Origin of the sequence: Candidatus Brevundimonas phytovorans (assembly GCA_029203145.1) — a bacterium.
GTDB classification, from domain to species: Bacteria; Pseudomonadota; Alphaproteobacteria; order Caulobacterales; family Caulobacteraceae; genus Brevundimonas; species Brevundimonas phytovorans.
In genome coordinates this window covers 850,845-877,003 of the sequence record CP119309.1, presented here as the reverse complement: position 1 = coordinate 877,003, position 26,159 = coordinate 850,845, and the positions used below count along the sequence as shown (strand labels likewise).

The window sequence follows — 26,159 nt, the reverse complement described above, 5'->3', positions numbered from 1 at the left end:
GGGCCGCTTTCATGATTTTCGTCATCCCGGTGCGGACAATCCCGGCGAACGCCGCATCAGCAGCGCTCGCACGGGATGACGATATCGATTTAGGCCTTGGCCGCAGCGCGTTTGGCGCGGGCCGAGATCTTGTTGGCGTCGCCCAGCGGGGTCTTGGCCGGCGGGACCTTGCCCTTGGCGGCTTCGCGCTTGGCGACGCGAGCAGCGGCCTTGGCTTCAGCGGCGATGCGCTGTTGCTCGACCGAACCGCCAGCGGCTTCGATGGACTTGATGGCGCCCGACGAGGCCGACCAGACGACCAGGTTCAGCTTGGCCTTGAGTTCGCCTTCACCCAGAACGCGCACGCCGTCCTTGACGCGACGGATCACGCCGGCGGCCACCAGGGCGGCGCCGTTGATCTCAGCCTTGGCGTCCAGCTTGCCGGCGTCGATGGCTTCCTGCACGCGCCACAGGTTCACTTCGGCCAGCTTCAGAGCGTTGGCGTTGTTGAAGCCGCGCTTGGGCATACGCATGTACAGCGGCATTTGACCGCCTTCGAAGCCGCCGATGGCGACGCCCGAACGCGACTTCTGACCCTTGACGCCGCGACCGGCGGTCTTGCCCTTGCCCGAACCCGGGCCGCGGCCGACGCGCATACGCTTCTTGTGGGCGCCTTCGTTGTCGCGAATTTCGTTCAGTTTCATATGCCTGATCCTTTCGGGTGCTAGCGCCAGGGTGATCGCAATGATCGCGCCTGACTCGGCGTTGGATAAATTGAAGGGCCGCTTCTAGGCGGCCCGACGCAGCATCGCAAGATGCTTCTTCAAAAGAGAAACGCCCTCCCCCGTGACCGAGGAAGGGCGCATCCGCTTATTTTTCGACCACTTCGACCATGTGGGCGACCTTGGCGATCATCCCGCGGACCGAGGGGGTGTCTTCCAGCGTCGACTCACGGCCGATGCGGTTCAGACCCAGACCCGACAGAGTGGCGCGCTGATCAGCCTTGCGGCGGATCGGGCTGGCCGTCTGGCGGACCGTGACGGTGGCTTTTTCGTTCTTGGCCATGTCTATCAGCCCTCGACAGCTTCAGGCGCCGAGGCGCCGTCGTTGCGGCGGCCCATCAGGTCGGCGACCTTCTTGCCACGCTTTGCAGCAACCTGACGCGGCGACGATTGAACCTTCAGAGCTTCGAAGGTCGCGCGGATCATGTTGTACGGGTTCGACGAACCGGTCGACTTGCCGACGACGTCTTGGACGCCGAGGGTTTCGAGGACCGCACGCATCGGACCGCCGGCGATGACGCCCGTGCCGGGAGGGGCAGCGCGCATCATGATCTTGCCAGCGCCCCAACGGCCGTTGCCGTCGTGGTGCAGGGTGCGGTTCTCACGAAGAGGCACGCGGATCATGGTCTTCTTGGCTTCTTCAGTCGCCTTGCGGATGGCTTCCGGCACTTCACGCGCCTTGCCATGACCGAAGCCGACCCGGCCCTTGCCGTCGCCCACAACCATCAGGGCTGCGAACGAGAAACGACGTCCGCCCTTAACGGTGGCGGCGACGCGGTTGATGTGCACCAGCTTTTCGACGATGTCCGAATCCGGACCGTCGACAGCGGGGGCGTTACGGTCGCGGCGGTCGCGGTTCTGACCACCTTGTCCGCGTTGGGGTTCACGAGCCATGCTTCTCGATCCCTTAGAAGTTCAGGCCGGCTTCACGCGCGGCCTCCGCCAGCGCCTTGACGCGGCCGTGATAGATGTAGCCACCGCGGTCGAAGACGACGTCGGTGACGCCCTTCTCCTTGGCGCGTTCGGCGATCAGCTTGCCAATGGCGGTCGCAGCAGCGACGTCCGAACCCTTGGAACCCTTGCCGCCTTCCAGCGACGAGGCGGCGACCACGGTGACGCCCTGGGCGTCGTCGATGATCTGAGCCGAGATGTTCTTGTCCGAGCGGAAGACCGACAGACGCAGGCGACCGTTGGCGACAGCCTTGAGGCGACGACGGTTGCGTTCGGCGCGGCGCTTGGCTTGTTGTTGCAGAGAAAGAGCCATGACTTACTTCTTCTTGCCTTCCTTGCGCCGGACGGTCTCGCCCGAGTAACGCACGCCCTTGCCCTTGTAGGGCTCCGGCGGACGCAGCTTGCGGATGGTGGCGGCGATTTCACCAACGACCTGCTTGTCATTGCCCGAGATCTTGATCTCGGTCTGCTTGGGCACGACGAAGGTGATGCCGGCGGGCGGTGCGACGTCGACTTCATGCGAGAAGCCGAGTTGCAGCGACAGCGACTGACCCTTCAGGGCGGCGCGGTAACCCACGCCGACCAGTTCCAGGGTCTTCTCGAAGCCTTCGGTGACGCCGACAACCATGTTGTCGACCAGGGTGCGCGACAGACCCCACATCGCGCGAGCGCGAGGCGTGTCCATACGCGGCGCGAGGGTCAGGCCCTCGTCGCCCTGGGTCACTTCGATTTCGTCGGCCACGGTCCAGGTGCGTTCGCCCTTGGGACCCTTGACCGAGACGGTCTGACCGTTGAGCGTGACAGTCACGCCCTTCGGCAGAGCAACGGTTTTCTTGCCAATACGGGACATATCAGTAGACCCTGCAGAGGACTTCGCCGCCGACGTTAGCGTCGCGGGCGTTGGCGTCGGACATGACGCCCTTCGAAGTCGAAAGGATCGAGATGCCGAGGCCGTTCTTGATCGGCTTCAGATCGTTGATGGCCGAATAGACGCGGCGGCCAGGCTTCGACACGCGGGCGATCTCAGCGATCACCGGCTGGCCGTCGAAGTACTTCAGCTCGATCTCGAACTGCGGGAACTCGCCGGGGTTTTGAACCAGCGAATAGCCGCGGATGTAGCCTTCGTCCTGCAGCACGTCGAGGACGCGCTGGCGCAGACGCGAGGCCGGGGTCAGCACCTTGGAACGCTTGCGGGTCGCCGCGTTCTTGATGCGAGCGATCATGTCGCTCAGGGGATCGTTGATCATCATATCTGTTCGCTCCCCTTACCAGCTCGACTTGGTCAGGCCGGGGATCTGCCCCAGGTTGCCCAGCTCGCGCATGGCGATCCGGCTCATCTTCAGCTTGCGGTAGAAGGCCCGCGGACGGCCCGTCACTTCGCAGCGGTTGCGGATGCGCGACGGAGCCGAGTTGCGCGGCAGCTCAGCCAGCTTCAGGCGAGCGTCGAAACGCTCTTCCAGCGGCAGGCTCTCGTCGTTGGCGGTCGCCTTGAGGGCGGCCCGCTTTGCGGCATACTTCGCAACCAGAGCCTTGACGGCTTCGTTACGGTTTACGGCGCTTTTCTTAGCCATTGTTCTCTTCCCTTCCCGCTCAGTTCTTCACGAACGGGAACTTGAACTCGGTGAGGAGAGCCTTGGCTTCCGCATCGGTCTTGGCCGTGGTGCAGACAACGATGTCCATGCCCCACATCTGGTCGATCTGGTCGTAGTTGATCTCGGGGAACACGATGTGCTCCTTCAGACCCGTGGCGTAGTTGCCACGACCGTCGAACGAGGTTCCCTTCAGGCCGCGGAAATCCTTCACGCGCGGCAGCGCGATCGTGATGAACCGGTCCAGGAATTCGTACATCTGGGCGCCGCGCAGCGTAACCTTGCCGCCGATGACCATGCCTTCACGCAGCTTGAAGCCGGCGATGGAGTTACGAGCCTTGGTCGGCACAGCCTTCTGGCCGGCGATGGCCGTCAGATCCTTGAGGGCCAGGTTGACCTTCTTGGAGTCGGCGACAGCTTCACCGATACCCATGTTCAGGACGATCTTGTCCAGCTTGGGGACCTGCATCTCGTTGGTGTAACCGAACTGCTCTTTCAGGACGGCGCGGATGCGGTCCTGATACTCGGTCTTGAGACGCGGCGTGTACTTGGTGTCAGCCATTAGATGACGTCTCCCGTGGTCTTGGCGAAGCGAACCTTGGCGTCGCCTTCGACCTTGAAGCCGACGCGGGTCGCCTTGCCGTTGGCGTCGGCGACTGCGACGTTCGACAGGTGAAGCGAGGCTTCCTTGTGCTTGATGCCGCCTTGCGGGTCAGCCTGGGTCGGGCGCGTGTGGCGCTGAACCATGTTGACGCCTTGCACGACGACGCGATTTTCGGTCGGCAGGACCTTCAGCACCTGGCCGGTGCGTCCCTTGTCCTTGCCGGTCAGGACGACGACTTTGTCGCCCTTCTTGATCTTGGCGGCCATATTACAGGACCTCCGGAGCCAGGGAGATGATCTTCATGTGGTTCTTGGCGCGCAGTTCGCGAGGAACCGGGCCAAAGATCCGCGTGCCGACCGGCTCGTTTTGCTTGTTGACGATGACGGCGGCCGACTTGTCAAAACGAATGACCGAGCCGTCCTTGCGCTGGATGTCCTTGGCGGTGCGCACGACGATGGCGCGAACAACGTCGCCCTTCTTCACGCGGCCGCGAGGAATAGCTTCCTTCACCGAGGCGACAATAGTGTCGCCCACCGAGGCGTAGCGGCGCTTCGAGCCGCCCAACACCTTGATGCACATGACCCGGCGAGCGCCCGAATTATCGGCGACCTCCAGGTTAGTTTGCATCTGGATCATAGGATCCGATCCTTTTCTTTAGGAAGCCGAGGCGGGGGAAACGACTTCCCAACGCTTCAGCTTGGACTTGGGGGCGCACTCGACGATGCGTGCGACGTCGCCGACTTTGAGGGCGTTGCCCTCATCGTGAGCGTGGTACTTCTTGGACAGACGGACGATCTTTTTCAGGACCGGGTGCAGCAGAGTGCGCTCGACCTTCACGACGACCGTCTTGTCGCCCTTGTCGGACACGACCACGCCTTCAAGAATACGTTTGGGCATAGGTGTTTCCTTAAACCGCTGCGCGCTTCTCACGCAGAAGCGTGGAGATGCGAGCGATGTCTTTGCGGACTTCACCAACGCGGTGAGTCTTTTCCATCTGACCGGTAGCGGCCTGGAAGCGCAGGTTGAACTGTTCCTTCTTGAGCTTCAGCAGCTCGTCGGCCAGTTGGTCGGGGGTTTGGCCCCGGAGATCGGCGATCTTGGTCATGCCGCTTCCTCAAGGTGAGCGATGCCGGCGTCCAGGCGAGTGACCACCTTGGTGCGGACCGGCAGCTTGGCCGCGCCGAGGCGCAGAGCTTCGCGAGCCACATCGTCCGGCACGCCGTCGATTTCGAACAGGATGCGGCCCGGGTGGCAGCGTGCGGCCCAATGGTCCACGGCGCCCTTGCCCTTACCCATCCGGACTTCAGCCGGCTTGCCCGTGACGGGCAGATCCGGGAAGACCCGGATCCAGACGCGGCCCTGACGCTTCATCTGACGCGTGATCGCGCGGCGAGCCGCTTCGATCTGGCGAGCAGTGATACGCTCGGGTTCCACCGTCTTCAGGCCATAGGAGCCGAAGTTCAGCGAGAAACCACCCTTGGCCGAGCCATGGATGCGGCCCTTGAAGGCCTTGCGGTACTTGGTCTTTTTAGGTTGCAACATGACCTATCAGCCCTCACGACCACGGCGCGGACCGCGATCACCGCGGGGGCCGCCACGGCCTTCGTTGGACGACGGACCCGAGGCTTCCAGGGCCCAGCGCTTGTCTTGAGCCATGGGATCGTGCTCGAGCACTTCACCCTTGAAGACCCAGACCTTCACGCCAATGATGCCGTAGGTCGTCTTGGCTTCATAGAAACCATAGTCGATGTCGGCACGCAGGGTGTGAAGCGGCACGCGACCTTCGCGGTACCATTCCATACGCGCGATTTCCGCACCGCCGAGGCGACCCGAGACGTTGATCCGAACGCCCTTGGCGCCCAGACGCATCGCCGACTGCATCGAACGCTTCATGGCGCGGCGGAAGGCGATCCGGCGCTCCAGTTGCTGGGCGATGTTTTCAGCGATCAGCTGCGCGTCGGTTTCCGGCTTGCGGACTTCGACGATGTTCAGGTGAACTTCGCCTTCGGTGCGCGCCGAGATGTCCTTGCGGAGCTTCTCGATGTCAGCGCCCTTCTTGCCGATCACGACGCCCGGACGGGCGGCATAGATCGTCACGCGGCACTTCTTGTGCGGACGCTCGATGATGATGCGCGAGACGCCGGCGGCGAGCAGGCGCTCCTTCAGCCACGTGCGCAGCTTCAGGTCCTGGTGCAGCAGGCGGGCGTAGTCGGCGCCGCCGGCGAACCAGCGGCTGTCCCACGTGCGGTTCACGCCAAGGCGCAGACCGACCGGATTGATTTTCTGTCCCATCAGGCGGCCTCGCCGGCTTCACGGACCACGATCGTGATCTCGCTGAACGGTTTCAGGATGCGCGACGAGCGACCACGAGCGCGGCTCGCGAAACGCTTCATCACCAGGTTCTTGCCCACGAAGGCCTCGGCGACAACCAGGTTGTCGATGTCGAGGTTGTGGTTGTTCTCGGCGTTCGAAACGGCCGAATACAGAACCTTGCGGACGTCGGTGGCGATGCGCTTGCGGCTGAATTCAAGCTCGTTCAGCGCCTTCTGAACCGGCAGACCGCGGATCGAAGCGGCGACCAGGTTCAGCTTTTGAGGGCTGATGCGAACGTTGACCAGCTTGGCGCGAGCCTCGGTGGCGCCGACGCGGCGGGGGTTGTTGGACTTGGCCATCAGTTACTTCCTTTTGGCCTTCTTGTCCGCTGCGTGACCCGGGAAGTTCCGGGTCGGCGCGAACTCGCCAAACTTCATGCCGACCATGTCTTCGTTGACCATCACCGGCACGTGCTTTTGGCCGTTGTGGACGCCGAAGGTCAGACCGACAAACTGCGGCAGGATGGTGGAACGACGCGACCAGGTCTTGATCACATCCTTGCGGCCCGACGTTTGAACGGCGTCGGCCTTCTTGAGCAGATACCCGTCGACAAACGGGCCTTTCCAGGAGGAGCGGGCCATTCTTAGCGAGCCTTCTTCACGTGGCGAGTACGGATGATGTACTTATCCGTAGCCTTGTTCTTGCGAGTGCGGGTGCCCTTGGTGTCCTTGCCCCACGGCGTAACCGGGGTACGACCACCAGAGGTCCGGCCTTCACCACCACCATGCGGGTGGTCGATCGGGTTCATGGCGACGCCGCGAACGTGCGGACGCCAGCCCATGTGACGAACGCGACCGGCCTTGCCGAGGTTCTGGTTCATGTGGTCGGGGTTCGAAACCGCGCCCACCGTGGCCATGCAGCCGTCCAGGACCATGCGCAGCTCGCCCGAGCCGAGACGGATCTGGGCGTAGCCCTGATCGCGACCCACCAGCTGGGCGTAGGCGCCGGCCGAACGGGCCAGCTGAGCGCCCTTGCCCGGCTTCATTTCGATGTTGTGGATGATCGTACCCACCGGCATCGAACGGAGCGGCATGGCGTTGCCCGGCTTCACGTCGGTCTTTTCGCCCGAGATCACCGTGTCGCCGGCCTTAAGGCGTTGCGGCGCGATGATGTAGGTCTTCTCGCCGTCGGCGTAGGTCACCAGAGCGATGAAGGCCGTGCGGTTCGGGTCATATTCCAGACGCTCGACCGTACCGATCGCGTCGAACTTGCGACGCTTGAAGTCGATCTTGCGGTACAGGGTCTTCGCGCCGCCGCCGCGGAAGCGGACAGCGATACGACCACCTGCGCCACGACCGCCGGACTTCGTCAGGCCTTCGGTCAGCGACTTCTCGGGACGGCCCTTGTGGAGCTCGGACCGGTCGACCAGCACCAGGGCGCGGCGGCCCGGCGACGTCGGATTGTAATGCTTCAGAGCCATCTGATTAGAGCCCCGTCGTCACGTCGATCGACTGACCATCGGCCAGCGTCACGATTGCTTTTTTGATGTCCACGCGACGGCCCAGGATGCCCCGGAAGCGCTTGGTCTTGCCCTTTTGAACCAGGGTGTTGACCTTGAGGACGTTGACTTTGAACAGGCTTTCGACCGCAGCAGCGATCTCGTCCTTGGTCGCCGTGCCGGCGACGCGGAAGACGACCTTGTTCTGCTCCGACAGGATCGTGGCTTTTTCCGTGATGATCGGAGCCAGGATGGTGTCGTAGTGTTTGGCGGTGGGTTGAGCGGCGGCCATTATGCGGCTTCCTTCTCAGCGAAGCGCGCCTCGATGGCTTCAACAGCCGCCTTGGTCAGCACCAGTTTGTCGGCCCGCAGGATGTCATAGACGTTCAGGCCGGCGTTCGGCAGCACGTCGATGTGCGGGATGTTGCGAGCGGCCAGGCCGAAGTTGGTTTCGACTTCCGGACCCGCGATGATCAGGGCCTTGGTCCAGCCGAGCTTGCCGAAGGTCTCGCGCAGCGAGGCCGTCTTGGCTTCCTTGACCGAAACGCTGTCGACGACGATCAGATCGCCGGCCTTGACCTTGGAGCTCAGCGCATGACGCAGAGCCAGGGCGCGGACCTTCTTGGGCAGCGAGTAACCGTGGTCGCGAACGACCGGGCCAAAGGCGCGCGAACCACCAACGAACTGCGGTGCACGGCGCGAACCGTGACGAGCGCCGCCGGTGCCCTTTTGCTTGTACATCTTCTTACCCGTACGAGAGTTCTCGTTGCGGGTTTGAACCTTGTGCGTGCCGGCGCGGCGCTTGGCCAGTTGCCAGTTGACGTAACGGGCCAGCAGGTCGCCGCGGATGTCCGAGATGCCGAAGACGGCTTCCGACAGTTCCACGTCGCCGGCAGCCTTGCCGTCGAGCTTGATGACAGAGAGTTTCATTACGCTTCACCGCCTTCGGTCGCTTCAACGGCCGGCGCTTCAGCCGGGGTCGAGGCGGGTTGAGCAGCCTTGGTCGACTTGACGGCGCCCGGGAAGGGAGCGTCAGCCGGGCGAGCCTTCTTAACGGCGTCGCGAACCTTGACGTAGCTGCCGTCGTGACCCGGGACAGCGCCCTTGATCAGGATCAGGCCACGCTCGGCGTCCACGCGGACGACGGTCAGGTTCTGCTGGGTGACGACTTCCTGACCGTAATGGCCAGCCATCTTCTTGCCCTTGAAGGTCTTGCCCGGATCCTGGCGTTGGCCGGTCGAACCGTGCGAACGGTGCGACAGCGACACGCCGTGCGTGGCGCGCAGACCGCCGAAGTTCCAGCGCTTCATGGCGCCAGCGAAGCCCTTACCGATGGTTTCGCCCTGGATGTCGACCTTCTGACCCACCAGGAAGTGTTCGGCCGACAGTTCGGCGCCCACGTCCAGCAGACCTTCCGCGTCAACGCGGAACTCGGTCACATAGTGCTTAGGTTCAACCTCGGCCTTGGCGAAAACTTCGCGCTGAGCCTTGTTGGTGTTTTTTGCCTTCTTGGTTCCGGCGCCCAGTTGCAGGGCGACGTAGCCGTCCCGCTCTTGAGTGCGCTGACCCACGACCTGACAGCCATCAAGCTGCAGAACCGTGACCGGAATATGTGCGCCGTCTTCAGCGAAGACGCGCGTCATTCCCAGTTTCTTGGCGATCACGCCCGTACGCATGTCGGATCCCGCCTCTTTCTTTCTTAAATCTTGATCTCGACGTCCACACCGGCCGACAGGTCGAGCTTCATGAGCGCGTCCACGGTTTGCGGGGTGGGGTCGATGATGTCGAGCACGCGTTTGTGCGTGCGGATTTCAAACTGCTCGCGCGACTTCTTATCGACGTGCGGCGAGCGGTTCACGGTGAACTTTTCGATCAGGGTCGGCAGCGGGATCGGACCACGAACGGTCGCCCCGGTGCGCTTAGCGGTGTTGACGATCTCGCGCGTCGAAAAGTCGAGGACGCGATGATCGAAGGCCTTGAGCCTGATGCGGATGCTTTGATCCATATCGGTTGTTATTCCCAAGCGGTCGGAACCGCGTCCCTGTGAACCATTTCAAAGACCGAAGCCTCGGGCAGAGCCCCAAGGAACGCAAATCCGCAAAAACGATTGGCCCACGCAGTTACCCGCGAAGGCCATTGAAGTCCCAAGAATGCTGCAAAGAACAGTAACTTAGGTCGTCCCTGCGAACCGCGTCTGCACCCGAAAGTGCACAGCCGGTCCAACAAGAAGCGTGCTTATGCCCGTCGATTCCTTTTTCGTCAAGCGCGGAAACCGTGGCGTGGCGGGGGTTTGAGACTTTCGCCCACACTCGCCTCCGCTCGCGCCCGCGGCCTTCGCCGAGACCTCGAACCCGCCCGCACTCCCCTCTTTATATAGGGGCGCCGGATTGCCGATTCTCGCGCCGATCTTAACGCCTGAGGCGAAAGCGCGGCCACATGACGGGGCCGTTAAGGGTCCGCCTCATTCCCGCACCGGCCATAGACGCAAACATGCCACAATGCGTCACACTTAGGCAACATCGGCCTCAAACCGCTGCAAGATGACAAGTTCATTACAGCAAAGCGCGCATTGGGGGCCTATCTCCGCGTCGTCGTCGAGGTGCGAACCCGGCGGCGCACAAAAAGGATAAACACAATGAAAATCGCTCTCCTCGCCACGGTCGCCGCCGCGACCCTGATCGCCGCTCCCGCCTTCGCTCAAGACGCTGTCGGTTCGGCCGGCATCGCCTACGTCCACACCGACACCGAAGGCTTCAAGACCGACGGCGCAAACCTGAACGGCGTCGGCGCCTTCAAGGTCGCCCCGGAATGGACCGTGACCGTCAACGGCGACGTCAACTACGCTGACAGCGACTTCGGCGACGACACCGCCGCCTCGGCCGCCGCCCACCTGACCAAGACCTTCGGCGCCGACCTGCGCGCCGGCGGCTTCGTGGCCGTGTCGGACATCGGCGACGAGAACACCTTCACGGTCGGCGCTGAAGTCCAGAAGTACCTGGCTTCCGCAACCCTGACCGGCCTGGTCGCCTACACGGACGCCGAACTGGGCGACGTCTGGACCTTCGGCGGCGACGCTGCCTACTACGTCAACCCGTCGCTGCGCCTGAACGCCGGCGTGTCGTACAACAACGTCGACACCGACCTGGGCGACGTTGACGCCTGGGCCTACGGCGTCGGCGCCGAGTACCAGTTCGCCAACAGCCCGTTCAGCGTCTACGGCTCGGCTCAACGCGCCACGCTCGACATCGCCAACGTCGACGTCGACTCCGACACCTTCATGATCGGCGCTCGCTACAACTTCGGCGGCACCCTGCAGTCGCTGGACCGCGCCGGCGCCAACCTGGGCCGCACTCTGGCAAGCGTTCCGCGCCTGCCGCTCTTCGGCTTCTAAGACTTACGAAGACCTCCGACTTCGGTCGGTACCGAGAGGCCCCGGCGGAGCGATCCGCCGGGGCTTTTTTGTGATCTCTGGCGCACACCCTGAGTTGCACCAGCGACACAGCCGGCGTCACTTCACGCACCGGCCTACGGATGAGTACTTACAAGCTTTGCCATACACGGCTATCCCGCCCATCCCGACGCCCCGGCGCCGGGTAATAGAAAACAGGGATACTCTCGTGAAAATCGCTCTCCTCGCCACGGTCGCCGCCGCGACCCTGATCGCCGCTCCCGCCTTCGCTCAAGACGCTGTCGGTTCGGCCGGCATCTCCTACGTCAACTCGGACATCGAAGGCTTCGAAGCCGACGGCGCCGTCATCGACGGCTCGGTCGCCGGCTCCGTCTTCGGCGACTGGACGGTCACTCTCGACGCCTCGCTGAAATACTCCGACGCCGACAACTTCATGGGCGACACCACGACCGCCGCCGCGGCTCACGTCAGCCGCGTCTTCAACGGCGTCCGCGTCGGCGGTTTCGCCGCCTTCCAGAGCAACGAAGTGTACGACATCTCCTCGTTCGGCGCCGAAGCTCAGAAGACTTTCGACCGCGCGACCCTGACCGGCTCGCTCGCCTACAGCGACTTCCTGGGCGCCAAGGCCTGGAACGTCGGCGCCGACGCCGCCTTCTACCCCATGCCGGCCCTGCGCCTGAACGCCGCCGCCAACTATGAGACCATCAAGGACGGCATCTTCGGCGACACGGACATCGACTCGTGGACCTATGCCGTTGGCGCGGAATACCGCGTCGCCGCCACGCCCTACAGCGTGTTTGGCCGCTACGAGAACAAGTCGTTCGACGACCTGGACATCGACGTCGACACCTTCAAGATCGGTGTCCGCTACAACTTCGGCGGCTCGCTCCAGGATCAGGACCGCGCGGGCGCCAACATCGGTCGCGCCACCTTCGCGCCGGGGAACATCCTGAGCTACGCCAACTAAGGCTCTCGCCTTTGGCAACGGGCCCCGACGGAGCGATCCGTCGGGGCTTTTTCCTGTCTGAAGACCGACCGGATCCGAGGCATGAAAAAGGCCCGGGGGGTTCCACGCTCCCGGGCCTCCTCCTGCGGCTGGCGTGCTCGGATCAGCGTCCGATACGCACCTCGCCGGAACCCACGATCGATCGCGACACCGGCCCCGTCACTTCGGCCACGCGCACGTCGCCCGAACCGGCGATCGACGCCTCCAGGCTGGCCGCCGTGCCGTCGAAGCGCACATTGCCCGATCCGGCGACCGCGACTTCCAGCGTCGAGGCGCGACCGCCCCGGATCGTCACGTCGCCCGAACCGCCGATGGAGACCTCAGCCGGTCCGTTCACCCCGGCCACGATGATGCTGCCCGAACCGCCGATATTGGCTTCCAGATCGCCGGTATTGCCCGCAAAGATCGAACCCGAGCCGCCGACCGAGGCCTCGAGTGACCGCGAAGTCCCCGCCCGCACCGTGCCCGAGCCGCCTACGCCGATCTCCAGCCGACCATCGACATTGGCCACCGTCCAGTTGCCGCACCCCCCCGCGCCCAGGTCCACCGAACGCGCGCCGCGCCCCACCGAGCCATAGACGCCGCTGCCCGAGCTGACATCCACGTCGCGCGGCGTGCGCAGCACCACCAGGGGCGCGTCTTCCAGACGGACCCGCCCCTTGCCGGCCAGCACGACCGTGGCGCCCTCGCCCGGTTGGCGCGCATCGATCGAACCGTTGTTGCATTCGCGGATGCTGTCGTTGCTGAACTGCAGCAAGCTGCGGCGACGGCCCAGGCCGCCGTCGATACGCACCTTGTCGCCGCGCCGTTCGACCGTCAGTTGCGGCAGGTCCGCCGCGCCGGGCGTGATCTCGACGGCGATGTCGGCGCGGTCCTCGGGAATGACGATGACACGGGCCACCGCATTACGGATTTCCGCCTCCTGCGCGGCGGCGGGCTGGGCGGCGGCGAATGCGGCCAGAACGGCGGCGGCGGCGGCGTAGGCGGCGATCTTCATGGCGGTGTCCCTCTCCTGAATGTGAGATGAAACTGGCCGCGACCGCCGCCCAAGTCATTTTAAATCGAGGTCATGAAGTCGTTGTAAGAAACCGGCCTTGCGGCGGTTCAGGCCTTCAGGGCCCCCGCCCCGTCGGCCACGCCGATCTCGGGTTCGAACTGCCGCTCGAAATGGGCGATCCGGCTTTTCAGCGCGCCCATCCGCTTCAGCCCCAGCGACGCCGCCCAGCGCAGGGCCAGCTCTCCCTGCCCCATCCGATCCGTCTGTCGCGGCGCCCCGCCCCGGCTGCGCGCCACGGCGTTGGTGTAGAGGGCCCCGTTGCGCCAGCGCGACGGCCAGGTCTGAAAGTCCATCGACAGGGAGACGCAGAACCGGTCCAGGTTCTCCACCCGGTGCGGCGCATAAAGCGGCCAGGTCAGCGCCTGCCCCGGCTCCAGATCGATGACCTGCGCATCGCCCTCGAACGCCAGGCTATAGGGCAGCTCCTCGGTCGTCTGGCGCGCCACCACCTGTTCCATGTTGCGCTCCGGCAGATGCGCCTCGTCGCCCGGATAGACGAAAATCCGCTTGCGCCCTCTCAGGTGGAACAGCACCACTCCCGCCGCGTCGAAATGATAGGGCACGCGCGCCTTGGGCGAGGACAGGATCAACTGCCCCGCATTCTTGACCGCCTTCAACCCTGGATAGGCCTGCTCGATCCGGCGATACTCGGCCATCGCGGCCGCCCACAGTTCGGGCCAGCCGGTCTCAAGCCCGCGCAGGTTGACCCACAGGCGTCCCTGCTGGATCGCCTCGAGCAACTGGCTTCCATCCAGACGCCCGCGCGCGCCGGTGCGCAACGACACCTGCCCCTCGTCGTCGTAGTCGTACAGGTTGATGTCGAACAGGTCCGCCGGATAGCGGTCCAGCAGGGCCGCCAGCGCGGCGTCCTCGGCAAAGCCCTGGGCGATCAGACTGTGCGGATGAACCCCCGCCTCGGTGATGGGGCCGGGATAACGCGTGCGGCGATCAGACATGGTCGGTTCCTTCATCAGGCGGCGGCCCCTGCTCGGCCCGCGGCCTTGGACAGGGCGGCGCGCGCCGCCAGCCCCGCCCCCTTCAGCCGGCCTGCCGCGCTCGTCTCGCAGGCCTCGATGACATTCCAGCGCCGCCGCACGCTGTCGACCAGGCGCGCGCCGCCGGCCATCGCCAGCAGGGCCGCCCCGGCCTCGCCCAGGGTCGACGACAAGCCCGGCTTCAGAATGACCGCCTCGGCCACCGGCTGAACCGTGTCGCAGAAGTAGCGCTTGTAGGTCTCGCCGCCAAAGCCGTAGTCGAAGTCGCGATAGCCGCGCTCGGCCCCCAGACGGATCGTCTCCATGCTCAGCATGATGCCGGGCGAGCACCGCGCCAGGCTGGGCACATAGACCGGAAACCAGAAGTGGAACCGCCGTCCCGCGTGCAGCGAATACTCCATCGCCGCGATCCGTCCTCCGGCGCGCAGCACCGCAATCGAGGCACCGAAATCGTCCTGCTCGTGCGCCATCAGGGCGTGCAACAGGTCGCGGGTCCAGCCGCAGGCGAAGACGTCATGCCGCCCCGTGCGCCGATACTGGTCCCGTTTCAGCACGATCAGTTCGTCCAGCAGAGCCTCGTCGCGAAGACCGATCTGCACCTCCACGGCGCCGAACTCGGTCTCCATGCTGCGCCGCGCCCGCTCCTTGTCCTTGAAATATTTGCCAAAGGCCCGACGGCGCGCCGCGTACCAGGCGTCGTAGCCGCCCTCGTTCGGGATGGTGGTGCGAAAGCTGTCGCTGACCGCCGCGCCCGGCGCCTCTCCCACCCAGCCGTTGACGCTGAACCGCGCGCCGCCCAGCAGCCGCGCCGCCTCGGCCAGCGTCGGACGCTCGCCCCTGGGGCCGATCACCCCGTGATAGTCGTTCATCGGCGCCGCCACCGGCAGCACCGCCCCGCCCCGCCGCTGATGCGGGAAGTAGCCGACCACCACCCCGTCGCGCTTGAAAATCGCCACCGCGCAAGCCGGGCTGATCCGCGCGGCGATCTGCGCGAACTCGACGCGGAAATAGGGGCTGGCGAGATCCGGGTCCGCCATCGACCAGGCGTTCCACTGCGCGCACGCCTCGGCGCCCAGGCTGTCCAGGTCGCAGATTTCGATCGTCAGCACACCGGGCATGAGCCTTCCTTCTTCCGCGACGCCACCAGCAAGTTCCATTCCGCCCGCCGTCTCTAGTTCAGCTCCGTTTAGACACGGTTTAGAGCCGCGGTCGCCGCGCCCGGCGGAGCGCTGGCCCGCCCCAGGCGTTGTCCTGTCTCAACAAGGGACCGAACCATGCCTGACCCCCGCCCCGACGACCGACAGATCGAGAATGAGGATCTCAAGCCCGACCGCCCCGGTCGTCCTCCCAGACCCGCCACCGAGCCTGACGGCGCCAAGGGCTCCAGCAACTCCGGCCAGACCGCCGCCGACCCGGCCACCGGGCGGCCCAATCCCTGAATGCAGAAACGGCCCCCGGATTGCTCCGAGGGCCGCTCTGTTACGCTTTACGCTTGGCCTACCGCCCTTGCGGGCTTCTTGAGGCCGGTACGCTTACTGTTCGGGTCCGAAGACCCGGATCGATCGCTTAGGCGATGATCTTGGCGACGACGCCGGCGCCGACGGTGCGGCCGCCTTCACGGATGGCGAAGCGCAGGCCCTGATCCATGGCGATCGGGGTGATCAGTTCGACGCTCAGCTCGGCGTTGTCGCCGGGCATGATCATCTCGACGCCTTCCTTCAGGTGAACGATGCCGGTCACGTCCGTCGTGCGGAAGTAGAACTGCGGGCGATAGTTCGTGAAGAACGGCGTGTGACGGCCGCCTTCTTCCTTCGTCAGGATGTAGGCTTCGGCCATGAACTTGGTGTGCGGGGTGATCGAACCCGGCTTGCACAGCACCTGGCCGCGCTCGACGTCTTCACGCTTGGTGCCGCGCAGCAGCACGCCCACGTTGTCGCCGGCTTGACCCTGGTCCAGCAGCTTGCGGAACATTTCGACGCCCGTGCAGGTCGTCTTCTGGACCGGACGGATGCCGACGATTTCGACTTCTTCGCCGACCTTGACGATGCCCTTTTCAACGCGACCCGTGACCACGGTGCCGCGGCCCGAGATCGAGAAGACGTCTTCGACCGGCATCAGGAAGGGCAGGTCAACCGGACGTTCCGGCTGCGGGATGTAGGCGTCGACCGTTTCCATCAGCTTCAGCACTTGCTGCTCGCCGATTTCCGGGTTCACGCCGTCGGTCGCGGCCTTGGCCGAACCCATCGTCACCGGGATGTCGTCGCCCGGGAACTGGTAGGACGAGAGCAGCTCGCGCACTTCCATTTCCACCAGCTCGAGCAGCTCGGCGTCGTCGACCAGGTCGACCTTGTTCATGAAGACCACCAGGGCCGGCACGCCGACCTGACGGGCCAGCAGGATGTGCTCGCGCGTCTGCGGCATCGGGCCGTCAGCGGCCGAAACCACCAGGATCGCGCCGTCCATCTGAGCCGCGCCCGTGATCATGTTCTTCACGTAGTCGGCGTGGCCGGGGCAGTCGACGTGCGCGTAGTGACGGTTGGCCGTCTCATACTCGACGTGTGCCGTGTTGATCGTGATGCCGCGGGCTTTTTCTTCCGGGGCGGCGTCGATGTCGGCGTAGTTCATCGCCTTCGCGCCACCGGCCTTCGCCAGCGTCATCGTGATCGCAGCCGTCAACGTCGTCTTGCCGTGGTCAACGTGACCAATCGTGCCGATGTTGCAGTGCGGCTTGGTGCGTTCGAACTTTTCCTTGGCCATTCTCTAGCTCCTGGGTCCCCGAACCGGGGGTCCTATTGGTTTGGGGATGAGGCGGGCGGTCTGCGCGCAAACCGCCCGGGTTTCAAGTGCGCCCGTCCATATAGGACGGGACAGCGACGTTGTTAGGCGTACTTCTTGATCACTTCGTCGGCGACGTGTTGCGGCACCGGCTCGTAGTGGTCGTACTGCATGGTGAACTGGGCGCGGCCTTGCGACATGCCGCGCAGGGTGTTCACGTAGCCGAACATGTTCGCCAGCGGCACGAAGGCGTTGATGACGATGGCGTTGCCGCGCATGTCCTGGCCCTGGATCATGCCGCGACGGCCGTTCAGGTCGCCGATGACCGAGCCGAGGTATTCCTCGGGGGTCACGACCTCAACCGCCATGATCGGCTCGAGCAGCTTGGGCGAACCCTTTTCCTTCAGTTCGCGGAAGGCGGCGCGGGCCGCGATTTCGAACGCCAGCACGCTGGAGTCGACGTCGTGGTACTTGCCGTCCGTCAGGGTCGCCTTGAAGTCGATCAGCGGGAAGCCGGCCAGCAGACCGTTTTCCTTGATGGCCGTCAGGCCCTTTTCGACGCCCGGGATGTATTCCTTGGGCACCGCGCCGCCGACGATGGCGTTTTCGAACACGAAGCCCGAACCCGGTTCACCCGGCTCGAACGTCAGCATGACGCGGGCGAACTGACCCGTACCGCCGGTCTGCTTCTTGTGGGTGTAGTCGATGTCGACCTTGCGGCCGAGCGATTCACGATAGGCCACCTGCGGCGCGCCGATCGTGGCGTCGACCTTGTAGGTGCGGCGCAGGATGTCGATCTTGATGTCCAGGTGCAGCTCGCCCATGCCCTTCAGGATCGTCTGGCCCGACTCGTGGTCGGTCGAGACGGTGAAGGACGGATCTTCCGAAGCCAGCTTGGCCAGAGCCACGCCCAGCTTCTCTTGGTCGGCCTTGGTCTTGGGCTCGACCGAGATCTCGATCACGGGCGCCGGGAATTCCATCTTCTCAAGGATGACGGGCGACTTCAGCGGATCGCACAGGGTGTCGCCCGTGCGGGTTTCCTTCAGGCCGGCCAGGGCGACGATGTCGCCGGCGTAGGCTTCCTTGATGTCTTCGCGGTTGTTCGAGTGCATCTGCAGCATGCGGCCGACGCGCTCGCGCTTGTCGCGCGACGAGTTCAGCAGCGACATGCCGGTTTCCATCTTGCCCGAGTAGAGGCGGCAGAAGGTCAGCGAGCCGACGAAGGGGTCGTCCATGATCTTGAACGCCAGGACCGACAGGGGCTCGTCGTCCGAAGCCTTGCGCGTGACCGGCTCTTCCGTCTTGAAGTCGATGCCCGGCGTGGGCGGAATGTCGGTCGGCGAAGGCAGGTAGTCGATGACGGCGTCGAGCAGGGGCTGAACGCCCTTGTTCTTGAAGGCCGAGCCGCCGAGGATCGGGTAGAAGGCGCCGGTCAGCACGGCCTTGCGAATGCACTTCTTCAGGACTTCGACCGAGGGCTCTTCGCCGCCCAGGTAGGCTTCCATGGCCTCGTCGTCCAGCTCGACAGCGTTGTCGATCAGGTATTGACGGGCGGCGGCGCATTCGTCGGCCATGTCAGCCGGGATTTCGCGGATATCGGCGTCGGCGCCGACGGCGTCGGTTTCCCAGACGTAGGCCTTCATCTCGACCAGGTCGACCACGCCCTTCAGCAGGTTCTCGGCGCCGATCGGCAGTTGGATCGGCACAGCCTTGGCGCCCAGACGGTCGCGGATCGACTGGACCGAAGCGGCGAAGTCAGCGCCGATCTTGTCCATCTTGTTGACGAAGACGATGCGCGGCACGCGGTACTTGTCGGCCTGACGCCAGACGGTTTCCGTCTGCGGCTCCACGCCGGCGTTGCCGTCCAGCACCGTCACGGCGCCGTCGAGCACGCGCAGCGAACGTTCGACTTCAATGGTGAAGTCCACGTGGCCGGGGGTGTCGATGATGTTGAGACGCTTGCCTTTCCAGAAGGCGGTCGTGGCGGCCGAGGTGATGGTGATGCCGCGCTCTTGTTCCTGGTCCATCCAGTCCATGGTGGACGCGCCATCGTGCGTCTCGCCCATTTTGTGGTTCTTGCCGGTGTAGAACAGGATCCGCTCGGTCGTCGTCGTCTTGCCCGCGTCGATGTGGGCCATGATGCCGAAGTTGCGGTAGTCTTCGATTTTATGTGTGCGGGGCATTGGACTTGCCTTCGGGGTGCTTCGCGGACGCGACGGGCGCCCAAGATGATATCGGATAAGACAGCGCGGGCGATTTAGCTCAAACCGCCCGCGCTTGATAGTCTCAGATAAGCGCGCCTGATGGCGCTTTGAAGACGCTTACCAGCGGTAGTGGCTGAAGGCGCGGTTGGCTTCGGCCATCTTGTGGGTGTCTTCACGCTTCTTGACTGCGGTGCCGCGGTTGTTCGAGGCGTCCAGCAGCTCAGCGGCCAGCTTTTCCGTCATGGTGTTTTCACCGCGCTTGCGCGCAGCGTTCACCAGCCAACGGATGGCCAGGGCGCGGCGACGGTCGGGGCGGACTTCGACCGGCACCTGGTAGGTGGCGCCGCCGACGCGACGCGAACGGACTTCGACCGACGGCGCGACGTTGTCGAGCGCGGTGTGGAAGGTTTCGACCGCGGTGTGGTCTTTCTTCTTCTCGGCCAGAATGTCGAAGGCGCCATAGACGATGTTTTCGGCGACGGCCTTCTTACCTTCGTACATGACGTAGTTCATGAACTTGGTGACGATCAGATCGCCGAACTTGGGATCCGGCAGAACTTCACGCTTCTGGGCGCGGTGACGACGCGACATAGGTTATTCCTTGCAGTGCCCGGCAGACGCCGGGAAAATCTCTGAGGGTCCAGACCAGCAGGCCTGAAAACGGTTCGCTTACTTCGGACGCTTGGCGCCGTAGTGCGAACGACGCTGCTTGCGGTCCTTGACGCCTTGCGTATCGAGCACGCCGCGCAGGATGTGGTAACGCACGCCGGGCAAGTCCTTCACGCGGCCGCCGCGGATCAGAACAACCGAGTGCTCTTGCAGGTTGTGACCTTCGCCGGGGATGTAGCAAACGGCTTCATAGCCGTTCTTGGCCAGACGGACCTTGGCGACCTTACGCAGAGCCGAGTTCGGCTTCTTCGGGGTCGTGGTGTAAACGCGGGTGCAGACGCCGCGACGCTGGGGCGAACCCTCGAGGGCCGGCACCTTGTTACGGGTGGGCTTGGGCTTGCGCGGCTTGCGGATCAGCTGGTTGATCGTAGGCATACGATTTCGTCTCTTTTCGATATGGAGGCGTGTGCCTTTCGGCCGGGGCGCCTCATGAGCCTTCTTTTGGACGCTGCCGAAGCACCGCCCGGGTGTTGTTTCCGAGTGAGCCGAAACAGCCAAACGAAAAAGCCGGAACGCGCGCTTTGGGCGTTCCGGCGGGCACAGCCCGTCCGTTCAATTGTCACGATCTCGACAGACAGCGAACCGCCTACGTCTCGAAAGTGCGCGCGATGTACGCGGGATGGGTGAAGGCGTCAAGTGATTCACCCTTGGTCGCTCCCGGCCAGCCCCCGCCCTCCCCGCGAATTCACCGTTCCCTGATCCCGCAAACTCGTCTCTATATGGCCATGCTTGCCTTGGCATCATGCTCGACGACGATTGGGGAGCCGCTATGAGCCTTGCAGTTCTGGCCCGCGCGCCGATGCGGCGTCGGCGTCCCGGCGTGCGGCGCGCTCTGATGGCGGGGGCTTCCACGCTTCTGCACACGGTCGTGCTGGGCGCCATGATCCTGCTGGCGTCCAGCGAGGATCATCCCGCTGCGTCGCCGCCGCCGCCCCCTGTCATCCAGCTGGAAATCGAGCGCCAGCCTCTGCCGCCTCTGCCGCCCCAGCCGCGCCCGCCGGTCCCCCGCCCCCTGCCCCTACCGGCGCCCGAACGCGCGATCCCGGAGCCGGAGCCCGAGCGGCCGACCCCGACGGTCAAGCCCCCGCTGCTGTCGCCCCCCACGCCCCAACCCGCGCCTCAGCCGGCGCCAAAGAGCGTGGCCGTTGCGCCGCCGACGCCCCTGCCCGCTCCCTTGCCGGCGCCCCAGCGCGCGCCTGCGCCCGTCCCCGCGCCCCTGCCCGCTCCTGCGCCCGCCGCCGCCGAGCGCGCGGCGCCGACGCCGGCTCCCACCCTGCCGGTCCGCGCGCGCAAGAAGGACGAGGACGAGGCCCGCAACGGCTTGCCCGCCGCCCCCGCCCCGCGCCTGGCCAATCCGGCGCCCGGCGCGCCCTCGGCGGCCGCGGCGGGGGTCAGCGGCATCTCCGACGCCTGGCGGGTCGCCCCCGAAGGCCAGGACGGGCGCAACGCCCGCGCCCTGCGCACCTCCCCCGCCGGCTGCCCCTCCACCCGCGTTCTTCGGCCGGGCGAGCAGGCCGTCTGCGACGAACGTTTCAACGCCCGCGCCGCCGAAGGCGCCGCCCGCGGCCCCATCACCGGCAGCGGCAACGCCGAACGCGACGCTCGCTTCGCCCGCGAAGGCGCGCGCGAGATGCAGCGTTTCGAGGCCCAGCGCCGCCCTCTGTCCGGCGGCGTCGGCGTCATGCCGCCCCAGGACTGCCCCGGCTCCAACTTCGGCGCGGGCTGCGCCGGCGCCCACCTCGACCCATCCATGCGCCAGGGCGCCACCACCAACGTCCAGCAGGACAGCAACAAGCTGCCCGACCCACGTCCCTGACTTTCCTCCGGCCCCCAGGTAGCCCACGCGGTGGGCCCAACAAGAACCGGCCTCAAGCAGCCCAACGGGCGGTAGGCCCAACAAGAACCGGCCTCAAGCAGCCCAACGGGCGGCAGGCCCAACAAGAACCGGCCTCAAGCAGCCCAACGGGCGATAGGCCCAAAAGAAAAGAGCGGCGCTGTCACCAGCGCCGCCCTCTTCAGTCTTCAGTTCCGAAACCGGATCAGCCTTCCGACTGCTCCAGCTCCAGGGCCAGATCGGCCGGCAGCGGCTCGATGGCTTCTTCGCGGGCCTGGGTCAGTTCCGCGTCGCGCTGGTTGGCCAGCTTCTGCAGCGAGCGCAGATAGGCGCCCGTGCCCGCCGGGATCAGACGGCCGACGATGACGTTTTCCTTCAGGCCTTCCAGCATGTCCTTCTTGCCGTGGACCGAGGCGTCGGTGAGGACGCGGGTGGTCTCCTGGAAGGACGCCGCCGAGATGAAGCTGCGGGTCTGCAGCGACGCCTTGGTGATGCCCAGCAGGACGGGCTGCGTGGTGGCCAGACGACCGCCGCGCTTCTCGACCTTGGCGTTTTCCAGAACAGCTTCGGCCACTTCGACGGTGTCGCCGCGGATCAGGGTGGTTTCACCCGAATCCAGGACTTCGACCTTCTGCAGCATCTGACGGACGATGACTTCGATGTGCTTGTCGTTGATCGGCACGCCTTGCAGTCGATAGACCTCCTGCACTTCGTTCACCAGATACTCGGCCAGCGCCTCGACGCCCTGGATGCGCAGCAGGTCGTGCGGATCCGGGTTGCCGTCGATGATGTAGTCGCCCTTCTGGATCAGATCGCCGTCGTGGACGGAGATGTGCTTGCCCTTCGGGATCAGGAACTCGACCGCCTCGCCTTGGTTGCCGTCGGCGTCCAGTTCCGGGGTGATCTTGATGCGGCGCTTGTTCTTGTAGTCGCGACCGAACTCAACGCGGCCATCCATCTCGGCGATGACGGCGCAGTCCTTCGGACGGCGGGCTTCGAACAGTTCGGCGACGCGCGGCAGACCGCCGGTGATGTCGCGGGTCTTGGCGCCTTCGGTCGGAACGCGGGCGATGATCTCGCCCGGCTTGACCTCGTCGCCGTTGGACACGGACAGAACGGCGCCCACGGGCAGCAGGTAGCGGGCGTCAGAGCCCGAGGCCAGCTTGGCGTAGGTGTCGCCCAGGGTCACGCCCATGGCCGGACGCAGGTCCGAACCGCGGGGGCTGGCGCGCCAGTCGGAAACCACGCGCTGGGCGATGCCCGTCGCTTCGTCGGTTTCTTCGCGGACAGACAGACCCTCGATCAGGTCTTCGAAGCGAACGACGCCGCCGACTTCGGTCAGGATCGGGGTGGTGTAGGGGTCCCACTCCGCCAGACGTTGGCCCTTGGCGATGTCGGCGCCTTCCTTGACGCGCAGGCGGGCGCCGTACGGGACCTTGTGGGTCTCGCGGTCCTTGCCGTCCACGACCACGGTGACGACGACGTTGCGGCTCATGGCCACCAGGTCGCCGTGCGCGGCGGTGACGGTCGGGCCGACGATCTTGGCCTTACCGGCGTTGGTCGCCTCGTAGAACGAGGTTTCCGCCACCTGGGCCGTACCGCCGATGTGGAAGGTACGCATCGTCAGCTGGGTGCCCGGCTCGCCGATCGACTGAGCCGCGATCACGCCGACGGCTTCACCGATGTTGACGTTGGTGCCGCGCGCCAGGTCACGACCATAGCACATGCCGCAAATGCCGGCTTCGGCTTCACAGGTCAGGGCCGAACGGACCTTGATCGACTGGACGCCGGCCTTGTCGATGACCTCGATCTCTTCTTCCTGCAGATAGGTGTCGGCAGGGAAGAGGATGGCCTCGCCGCCCGGCTCGCGGATGTCCTCGGCCGCATAGCGACCCAGGACGCGCTGGCCCAGCGAGACCAGAACGTCGCCGCCTTCGACCACGGCGCGCAGGGTGATGCCGCGCGTCGAGCCGCAGTCTTCCTCGGTGACGATCGAGTCCTGCGCCACGTCCACCAGACGACGGGTCAGATAACCCGAGTTGGCGGTCTTCAGCGCGGTGTCGGCCAGACCCTTACGGGCGCCGTGGGTGGAGTTGAAGTATTCAAGGACGGTCAGGCCTTCCTTGAAGTTCGAGATGATCGGCGTCTCGATGATCTCGCCCGAGGGCTTGGCCATCAGGCCGCGCATGCCGCCCAGTTGCTTCATCTGCGCCTGCGAACCACGGGCGCCGGAGTTGGCCATCATGAAGACGGAGTTGATGTCCGGCTCCTCGCCCTTGATCAGGACGCGGGGCTGGGCGATTTCCGCCATCATCTCGTCAGCGATCTTGTCCGTGGCCTTGGACCAGGCGTCGACGACCTTGTTGTACTTCTCGCCCTTGGTGATGAGGCCGTCAGCATATTGCTGCTCGTACTCTTCGACCTGGGTGCGGGTTTCCGCGACCATCTGTTCCTTCTTGGCCGGGATGACGATGTCGTCCTTGCCCACGGAAATGCCGGCCTTGGCGGCTTCGCGGAAGCCCAGTTGCATCATCTGGTCGGCGAAGATGACCGTCGCCTTCTGACCGCAGTGACGATAGACCTGATCGATCAGGTTACCGATTTCCTTCTTGGTCAGGTTCTTCTCAAGCAGGTGGTAGCCGATGTTGGCGTTGTGCGGCAGCAGCGCGCCCAGCTTCATCCGGCCCGGCGTCGTGTCGATGACCTTGGTGACGACAACGCCTTCCGAGTTCATCTCGGTCCAGCGGGCCTTGATCTTGGTGTGCAGCTTGACGACCTTGGCGTCCAGCGCGGCGTCGATCTCGCCCATGTTGGCGAACAGCTTGCCTTCGCCCGGCTGGTTATCCTTCACCAGCGACAGGTAGTAGAGGCCCAGGACGATGTCCTGCGACGGCACGATGATCGGCTTGCCGTTGGCGGGCGACAGGATGTTGTTCGTCGACATCATCAGGACGCGCGCTTCCAGTTGCGCTTCCAGCGACAGCGGGACGTGAACAGCCATCTGGTCGCCGTCGAAGTCGGCGTTGAAGGCGGTGCAGACCAGCGGGTGCAGGCGGATGGCCTTGCCCTCGATCAGCTTGGGCTCGAACGCCTGGATGCCCAGACGGTGAAGCGTCGGCGCGCGGTTCAGCATCACCGGGTGTTCCCGGATCACTTCTTCCAGGATGTCCCAGACCTGCGGCTGCTCGCGCTCGACCATGCGCTTGGACTGCTTGACGGTGCCCGACAGGCCCTTGGCGTCCAGACGCGCATAGATGAAGGGCTTGAACAGCTCCAGCGCCATCTTCTTGGGCAGGCCGCACTCGTGCAGCTTCAGCTCGGGGCCCACGGTGATGACCGAACGGCCCGAGTAGTCGACGCGCTTGCCCAGAAGGTTCTGACGGAAGCGGCCCTGCTTGCCCTTCAGCATGTCGGCCAGCGACTTCAGCGGACGCTTGTTGGCGCCCGTGATGACGCGACCACGACGGCCGTTGTCGAACAGGGCGTCGACCGACTCTTGCAGCATCCGCTTTTCGTTACGGATGATGATGTCGGGCGCGCGCAGCTCGATCAGGCGCTTCAGGCGGTTGTTACGGTTGATGACCCGGCGATAGAGGTCGTTCAGGTCCGACGTCGCGAAGCGACCGCCGTCCAGCGGCACCAGCGGACGCAGTTCCGGCGGGATGACCGGGACGATCGTCAGGATCATCCACTCGGGCTTGTTGCCCGACTCGAGGAAGGCCTCGATCAGCTTCAGGCGCTTGGACGCCTTCTTGGCCTTCATTTCCGAGGGGCTGTCGGCCAGCTCGCCGCGGTGGCGTTCGGCTTCGGCGTGCAGGTCGATGCCCATCAGCAGGTTGCGGACGGCCTCGGCGCCGATTTCAGCCGTGAAGCCGTCGTCGCCGTACTCTTCCTGATAGCGATAGAACTCGTCTTCCGTCAGCAGTTGGTTCTGCTTCAGCGGGGTCAGGCCCGGCTCGGTGACGATGTAGTTTTCGAAGTAGAGGACGCGTTCCACGTCCTTCAGCGCCATGTCCAGCATCAGCGAGATGCGCGACGGCAGCGACTTCAGGAACCAGATGTGGGCGACCGGGGCGGCCAGGTCGATGTGACCCATGCGCTCGCGGCGAACGCGAGCCAGCGTGACTTCAACGCCGCACTTCTCGCAGATGATGCCCTTGTACTTCATGCGCTTGTACTTGCCGCACAGGCATTCGTAGTCCTTGGTCGGGCCAAAGATACGGGCGCAGAACAGGCCGTCGCGCTCGGGCTTGAACGTACGGTAGTTGATGGTTTCCGGCTTCTTGATCTCGCCGAACGACCACGAACGGATCTTCTCCGGCGAGGCCAGGGCGATCTTGATCTGGTCGAAGGTCGGCGTGACCGGGACCGGGTTGAAGATGTTCAGGACTTCCTGGTTCATCTTTTTTCCTTCTGCGGGAATGCCCCGCGAAAATTCATTCAGAGAGGAGAGGCGGTCGGACCGCCCTCCCCCGCCAGGCGGGAGAGGGCTTC

33 protein-coding genes are annotated in these 26,159 nt (G+C 64.9%); 4 read left to right on the top strand and 29 right to left on the bottom strand.

Annotation, left to right across the window (positions count from 1 at the left end):
* Positions 1-89: 89 nt before the first annotated feature.
* The 21 genes from rplO to rpsJ form a co-directional block, all read right to left on the bottom strand.
* Positions 90-683, bottom strand: coding sequence for a 50S ribosomal protein L15 (gene rplO / locus P0Y52_04205; protein ID WEK58742.1), 594 nt, complete (start codon positions 681-683; stop codon positions 90-92).
* A gap of 166 nt (positions 684-849) precedes the next feature.
* Entirely contained in the window at positions 850-1,044 is a 195-nt protein-coding gene (gene rpmD / locus P0Y52_04200) for a 50S ribosomal protein L30 (protein WEK58741.1), read from the bottom strand.
* A 5-nt stretch (positions 1,045-1,049) separates the two neighbouring features.
* Positions 1,050-1,655 (bottom strand): 30S ribosomal protein S5, encoded by a 606-nt coding sequence (gene rpsE, locus P0Y52_04195; GenBank protein WEK58740.1) that lies wholly within the window; start codon positions 1,653-1,655, stop codon positions 1,050-1,052.
* 13 nt (positions 1,656-1,668) lie between these two features.
* Positions 1,669-2,025, bottom strand: coding sequence for a 50S ribosomal protein L18 (rplR, locus tag P0Y52_04190; GenBank protein WEK58739.1), 357 nt, complete (start codon positions 2,023-2,025; stop codon positions 1,669-1,671).
* Positions 2,026-2,028: 3 nt separating this feature from the next.
* Positions 2,029-2,562 carry a 50S ribosomal protein L6 gene (gene rplF, locus P0Y52_04185; protein ID WEK58738.1) on the bottom strand — a complete coding sequence of 178 codons (534 nt, stop codon included), beginning with the start codon at positions 2,560-2,562 and terminating at the stop codon, positions 2,029-2,031.
* Between the two features lies 1 nt (position 2,563).
* Positions 2,564-2,962, bottom strand: a complete 399-nt coding sequence (gene rpsH, locus P0Y52_04180) for a 30S ribosomal protein S8 (GenBank protein ID WEK58737.1) — start codon at positions 2,960-2,962, stop codon at positions 2,564-2,566.
* Positions 2,963-2,977: 15 nt separating this feature from the next.
* Entirely contained in the window at positions 2,978-3,283 is a 306-nt protein-coding gene (gene rpsN / locus P0Y52_04175) for a 30S ribosomal protein S14 (protein ID WEK58736.1), read from the bottom strand.
* Positions 3,284-3,302: 19 nt separating this feature from the next.
* Positions 3,303-3,863, bottom strand: coding sequence for a 50S ribosomal protein L5 (gene rplE / locus P0Y52_04170; protein WEK58735.1), 561 nt, complete (start codon positions 3,861-3,863; stop codon positions 3,303-3,305).
* Positions 3,863-4,171 carry a 50S ribosomal protein L24 gene (rplX, locus tag P0Y52_04165; GenBank protein WEK58734.1) on the bottom strand — a complete coding sequence of 103 codons (309 nt, stop codon included), beginning with the start codon at positions 4,169-4,171 and terminating at the stop codon, positions 3,863-3,865. Before rplX ends, rplE begins: the two co-directional genes overlap by 1 nt.
* Position 4,172: 1 nt before the next feature.
* Positions 4,173-4,541, bottom strand: coding sequence for a 50S ribosomal protein L14 (gene rplN, locus P0Y52_04160; protein WEK58733.1), 369 nt, complete (start codon positions 4,539-4,541; stop codon positions 4,173-4,175).
* Between the two features lie 18 nt (positions 4,542-4,559).
* The gene (gene rpsQ, locus P0Y52_04155; GenBank protein WEK58732.1) at positions 4,560-4,802 is read right to left on the bottom strand and encodes a 30S ribosomal protein S17; all 243 of its coding nucleotides are present in this window, start codon (positions 4,800-4,802) and stop codon (positions 4,560-4,562) included.
* Positions 4,803-4,812: 10 nt separating this feature from the next.
* On the bottom strand, positions 4,813-5,010 hold the full coding sequence (gene rpmC / locus P0Y52_04150) for a 50S ribosomal protein L29 (protein WEK58731.1): 198 nt from the start codon (positions 5,008-5,010) through the stop codon (positions 4,813-4,815).
* The gene (gene rplP / locus P0Y52_04145) at positions 5,007-5,447 is read right to left on the bottom strand and encodes a 50S ribosomal protein L16 (GenBank protein ID WEK58730.1); all 441 of its coding nucleotides are present in this window, start codon (positions 5,445-5,447) and stop codon (positions 5,007-5,009) included. The genes rpmC and rplP overlap by 4 nt, the downstream gene beginning before the upstream one ends.
* A gap of 6 nt (positions 5,448-5,453) precedes the next feature.
* On the bottom strand, positions 5,454-6,197 hold the full coding sequence (rpsC, locus tag P0Y52_04140; GenBank protein ID WEK58729.1) for a 30S ribosomal protein S3: 744 nt from the start codon (positions 6,195-6,197) through the stop codon (positions 5,454-5,456).
* Entirely contained in the window at positions 6,197-6,577 is a 381-nt protein-coding gene (gene rplV, locus P0Y52_04135) for a 50S ribosomal protein L22 (GenBank protein ID WEK58728.1), read from the bottom strand. Before rplV ends, rpsC begins: the two co-directional genes overlap by 1 nt.
* Before the next feature lie 3 nt (positions 6,578-6,580).
* Positions 6,581-6,859, bottom strand: a complete 279-nt coding sequence (gene rpsS, locus P0Y52_04130) for a 30S ribosomal protein S19 (GenBank protein ID WEK58727.1) — start codon at positions 6,857-6,859, stop codon at positions 6,581-6,583.
* 2 nt (positions 6,860-6,861) lie between these two features.
* On the bottom strand, positions 6,862-7,698 hold the full coding sequence (gene rplB, locus P0Y52_04125; GenBank protein WEK58726.1) for a 50S ribosomal protein L2: 837 nt from the start codon (positions 7,696-7,698) through the stop codon (positions 6,862-6,864).
* A gap of 4 nt (positions 7,699-7,702) precedes the next feature.
* Complete coding sequence (locus P0Y52_04120) at positions 7,703-8,008, bottom strand: 50S ribosomal protein L23 (protein WEK58725.1); 306 nt, start codon at positions 8,006-8,008, stop codon at positions 7,703-7,705.
* A complete protein-coding gene (rplD, locus tag P0Y52_04115; protein ID WEK58724.1) occupies positions 8,008-8,646 on the bottom strand; it encodes a 50S ribosomal protein L4 in 639 nt (212 codons plus the stop codon). The genes P0Y52_04120 and rplD overlap by 1 nt, the downstream gene beginning before the upstream one ends.
* On the bottom strand, positions 8,646-9,392 hold the full coding sequence (gene rplC, locus P0Y52_04110; protein WEK58723.1) for a 50S ribosomal protein L3: 747 nt from the start codon (positions 9,390-9,392) through the stop codon (positions 8,646-8,648). The genes rplD and rplC overlap by 1 nt, the downstream gene beginning before the upstream one ends.
* A gap of 23 nt (positions 9,393-9,415) precedes the next feature.
* Positions 9,416-9,721, bottom strand: coding sequence for a 30S ribosomal protein S10 (rpsJ, locus tag P0Y52_04105; GenBank protein ID WEK58722.1), 306 nt, complete (start codon positions 9,719-9,721; stop codon positions 9,416-9,418).
* Positions 9,722-10,351: 630 nt separating this feature from the next.
* On the opposite strand from rpsJ, the gene P0Y52_04100 reads away from it, so the two are divergent.
* Entirely contained in the window at positions 10,352-11,107 is a 756-nt protein-coding gene (locus P0Y52_04100; GenBank protein WEK58721.1) for a hypothetical protein, read from the top strand.
* 226 nt (positions 11,108-11,333) lie between these two features.
* Entirely contained in the window at positions 11,334-12,092 is a 759-nt protein-coding gene (locus tag P0Y52_04095) for a hypothetical protein (protein ID WEK58720.1), read from the top strand.
* A gap of 142 nt (positions 12,093-12,234) precedes the next feature.
* Here P0Y52_04095 and P0Y52_04090 read toward each other — a convergent pair whose 3' ends face one another.
* The 3 genes from P0Y52_04090 to P0Y52_04080 all read right to left on the bottom strand — a co-directional run bounded on the left by P0Y52_04090 (position 12,235) and on the right by P0Y52_04080 (position 15,301).
* A complete protein-coding gene (locus P0Y52_04090; protein WEK58719.1) occupies positions 12,235-13,128 on the bottom strand; it encodes a DUF2807 domain-containing protein in 894 nt (297 codons plus the stop codon).
* A 107-nt stretch (positions 13,129-13,235) separates the two neighbouring features.
* A complete protein-coding gene (locus tag P0Y52_04085; GenBank protein ID WEK58718.1) occupies positions 13,236-14,144 on the bottom strand; it encodes a transcriptional regulator in 909 nt (302 codons plus the stop codon).
* A 14-nt stretch (positions 14,145-14,158) separates the two neighbouring features.
* Complete coding sequence (locus P0Y52_04080) at positions 14,159-15,301, bottom strand: GNAT family N-acetyltransferase (GenBank protein ID WEK58717.1); 1,143 nt, start codon at positions 15,299-15,301, stop codon at positions 14,159-14,161.
* A 156-nt stretch (positions 15,302-15,457) separates the two neighbouring features.
* Here P0Y52_04080 and P0Y52_04075 point away from each other — a divergent pair, with 156 nt between their 5' ends.
* Entirely contained in the window at positions 15,458-15,622 is a 165-nt protein-coding gene (locus tag P0Y52_04075; protein WEK58716.1) for a hypothetical protein, read from the top strand.
* A 127-nt stretch (positions 15,623-15,749) separates the two neighbouring features.
* Here P0Y52_04075 and tuf read toward each other — a convergent pair whose 3' ends face one another.
* The 4 genes from tuf to rpsL all read right to left on the bottom strand — a co-directional run bounded on the left by tuf (position 15,750) and on the right by rpsL (position 20,206).
* Positions 15,750-16,940, bottom strand: a complete 1,191-nt coding sequence (tuf, locus tag P0Y52_04070) for an elongation factor Tu (protein WEK58715.1) — start codon at positions 16,938-16,940, stop codon at positions 15,750-15,752.
* Between the two features lie 122 nt (positions 16,941-17,062).
* Positions 17,063-19,141, bottom strand: coding sequence for an elongation factor G (fusA, locus tag P0Y52_04065; protein ID WEK58714.1), 2,079 nt, complete (start codon positions 19,139-19,141; stop codon positions 17,063-17,065).
* 138 nt (positions 19,142-19,279) lie between these two features.
* On the bottom strand, positions 19,280-19,753 hold the full coding sequence (gene rpsG / locus P0Y52_04060; GenBank protein WEK58713.1) for a 30S ribosomal protein S7: 474 nt from the start codon (positions 19,751-19,753) through the stop codon (positions 19,280-19,282).
* A gap of 78 nt (positions 19,754-19,831) precedes the next feature.
* On the bottom strand, positions 19,832-20,206 hold the full coding sequence (gene rpsL / locus P0Y52_04055) for a 30S ribosomal protein S12 (GenBank protein WEK58712.1): 375 nt from the start codon (positions 20,204-20,206) through the stop codon (positions 19,832-19,834).
* Between the two features lie 394 nt (positions 20,207-20,600).
* Here rpsL and P0Y52_04050 point away from each other — a divergent pair, with 394 nt between their 5' ends.
* Entirely contained in the window at positions 20,601-21,647 is a 1,047-nt protein-coding gene (locus P0Y52_04050; protein WEK58711.1) for a hypothetical protein, read from the top strand.
* A gap of 223 nt (positions 21,648-21,870) precedes the next feature.
* Here the strand turns inward: P0Y52_04050 and rpoC are convergent, their stop codons facing one another.
* The gene (gene rpoC, locus P0Y52_04045; protein ID WEK58710.1) at positions 21,871-26,067 is read right to left on the bottom strand and encodes a DNA-directed RNA polymerase subunit beta'; all 4,197 of its coding nucleotides are present in this window, start codon (positions 26,065-26,067) and stop codon (positions 21,871-21,873) included.
* Between the last annotated feature and the right edge of the window lie 92 nt (positions 26,068-26,159).

Coding starts and splice junctions, on each gene's coding strand:
- rplO (WEK58742.1), bottom strand. CDS start 683: ATGAAACTGAACGAAATTCGCGACAACGAAGGCGCCCACAAGAAGCGT.
- rpmD (WEK58741.1), bottom strand. CDS start 1,044: ATGGCCAAGAACGAAAAAGCCACCGTCACGGTCCGCCAGACGGCCAGC.
- rpsE (WEK58740.1), bottom strand. CDS start 1,655: ATGGCTCGTGAACCCCAACGCGGACAAGGTGGTCAGAACCGCGACCGC.
- rplR (WEK58739.1), bottom strand. CDS start 2,025: ATGGCTCTTTCTCTGCAACAACAAGCCAAGCGCCGCGCCGAACGCAAC.
- rplF (WEK58738.1), bottom strand. CDS start 2,562: ATGTCCCGTATTGGCAAGAAAACCGTTGCTCTGCCGAAGGGCGTGACT.
- rpsH (WEK58737.1), bottom strand. CDS start 2,962: ATGATGATCAACGATCCCCTGAGCGACATGATCGCTCGCATCAAGAAC.
- rpsN (WEK58736.1), bottom strand. CDS start 3,283: ATGGCTAAGAAAAGCGCCGTAAACCGTAACGAAGCCGTCAAGGCTCTG.
- rplE (WEK58735.1), bottom strand. CDS start 3,863: ATGGCTGACACCAAGTACACGCCGCGTCTCAAGACCGAGTATCAGGAC.
- rplX (WEK58734.1), bottom strand. CDS start 4,171: ATGGCCGCCAAGATCAAGAAGGGCGACAAAGTCGTCGTCCTGACCGGC.
- rplN (WEK58733.1), bottom strand. CDS start 4,541: ATGATCCAGATGCAAACTAACCTGGAGGTCGCCGATAATTCGGGCGCT.
- rpsQ (WEK58732.1), bottom strand. CDS start 4,802: ATGCCCAAACGTATTCTTGAAGGCGTGGTCGTGTCCGACAAGGGCGAC.
- rpmC (WEK58731.1), bottom strand. CDS start 5,010: ATGACCAAGATCGCCGATCTCCGGGGCCAAACCCCCGACCAACTGGCC.
- rplP (WEK58730.1), bottom strand. CDS start 5,447: ATGTTGCAACCTAAAAAGACCAAGTACCGCAAGGCCTTCAAGGGCCGC.
- rpsC (WEK58729.1), bottom strand. CDS start 6,197: ATGGGACAGAAAATCAATCCGGTCGGTCTGCGCCTTGGCGTGAACCGC.
- rplV (WEK58728.1), bottom strand. CDS start 6,577: ATGGCCAAGTCCAACAACCCCCGCCGCGTCGGCGCCACCGAGGCTCGC.
- rpsS (WEK58727.1), bottom strand. CDS start 6,859: ATGGCCCGCTCCTCCTGGAAAGGCCCGTTTGTCGACGGGTATCTGCTC.
- rplB (WEK58726.1), bottom strand. CDS start 7,698: ATGGCTCTGAAGCATTACAATCCGACGTCGCCGGGCCGCCGCGCCCTG.
- P0Y52_04120 (WEK58725.1), bottom strand. CDS start 8,008: ATGGCCGCCGCTCAACCCACCGCCAAACACTACGACACCATCCTGGCT.
- rplD (WEK58724.1), bottom strand. CDS start 8,646: ATGAAACTCTCTGTCATCAAGCTCGACGGCAAGGCTGCCGGCGACGTG.
- rplC (WEK58723.1), bottom strand. CDS start 9,392: ATGCGTACGGGCGTGATCGCCAAGAAACTGGGAATGACGCGCGTCTTC.
- rpsJ (WEK58722.1), bottom strand. CDS start 9,721: ATGGATCAAAGCATCCGCATCAGGCTCAAGGCCTTCGATCATCGCGTC.
- P0Y52_04100 (WEK58721.1), top strand. CDS start 10,352: ATGAAAATCGCTCTCCTCGCCACGGTCGCCGCCGCGACCCTGATCGCC.
- P0Y52_04090 (WEK58719.1), bottom strand. CDS start 13,128: ATGAAGATCGCCGCCTACGCCGCCGCCGCCGCCGTTCTGGCCGCATTC.
- P0Y52_04085 (WEK58718.1), bottom strand. CDS start 14,144: ATGTCTGATCGCCGCACGCGTTATCCCGGCCCCATCACCGAGGCGGGG.
- P0Y52_04080 (WEK58717.1), bottom strand. CDS start 15,301: ATGCCCGGTGTGCTGACGATCGAAATCTGCGACCTGGACAGCCTGGGC.
- P0Y52_04075 (WEK58716.1), top strand. CDS start 15,458: ATGCCTGACCCCCGCCCCGACGACCGACAGATCGAGAATGAGGATCTC.
- tuf (WEK58715.1), bottom strand. CDS start 16,940: ATGGCCAAGGAAAAGTTCGAACGCACCAAGCCGCACTGCAACATCGGC.
- fusA (WEK58714.1), bottom strand. CDS start 19,141: ATGCCCCGCACACATAAAATCGAAGACTACCGCAACTTCGGCATCATG.
- rpsG (WEK58713.1), bottom strand. CDS start 19,753: ATGTCGCGTCGTCACCGCGCCCAGAAGCGTGAAGTTCTGCCGGATCCC.
- rpsL (WEK58712.1), bottom strand. CDS start 20,206: ATGCCTACGATCAACCAGCTGATCCGCAAGCCGCGCAAGCCCAAGCCC.
- P0Y52_04050 (WEK58711.1), top strand. CDS start 20,601: ATGAGCCTTGCAGTTCTGGCCCGCGCGCCGATGCGGCGTCGGCGTCCC.
- rpoC (WEK58710.1), bottom strand. CDS start 26,067: ATGAACCAGGAAGTCCTGAACATCTTCAACCCGGTCCCGGTCACGCCG.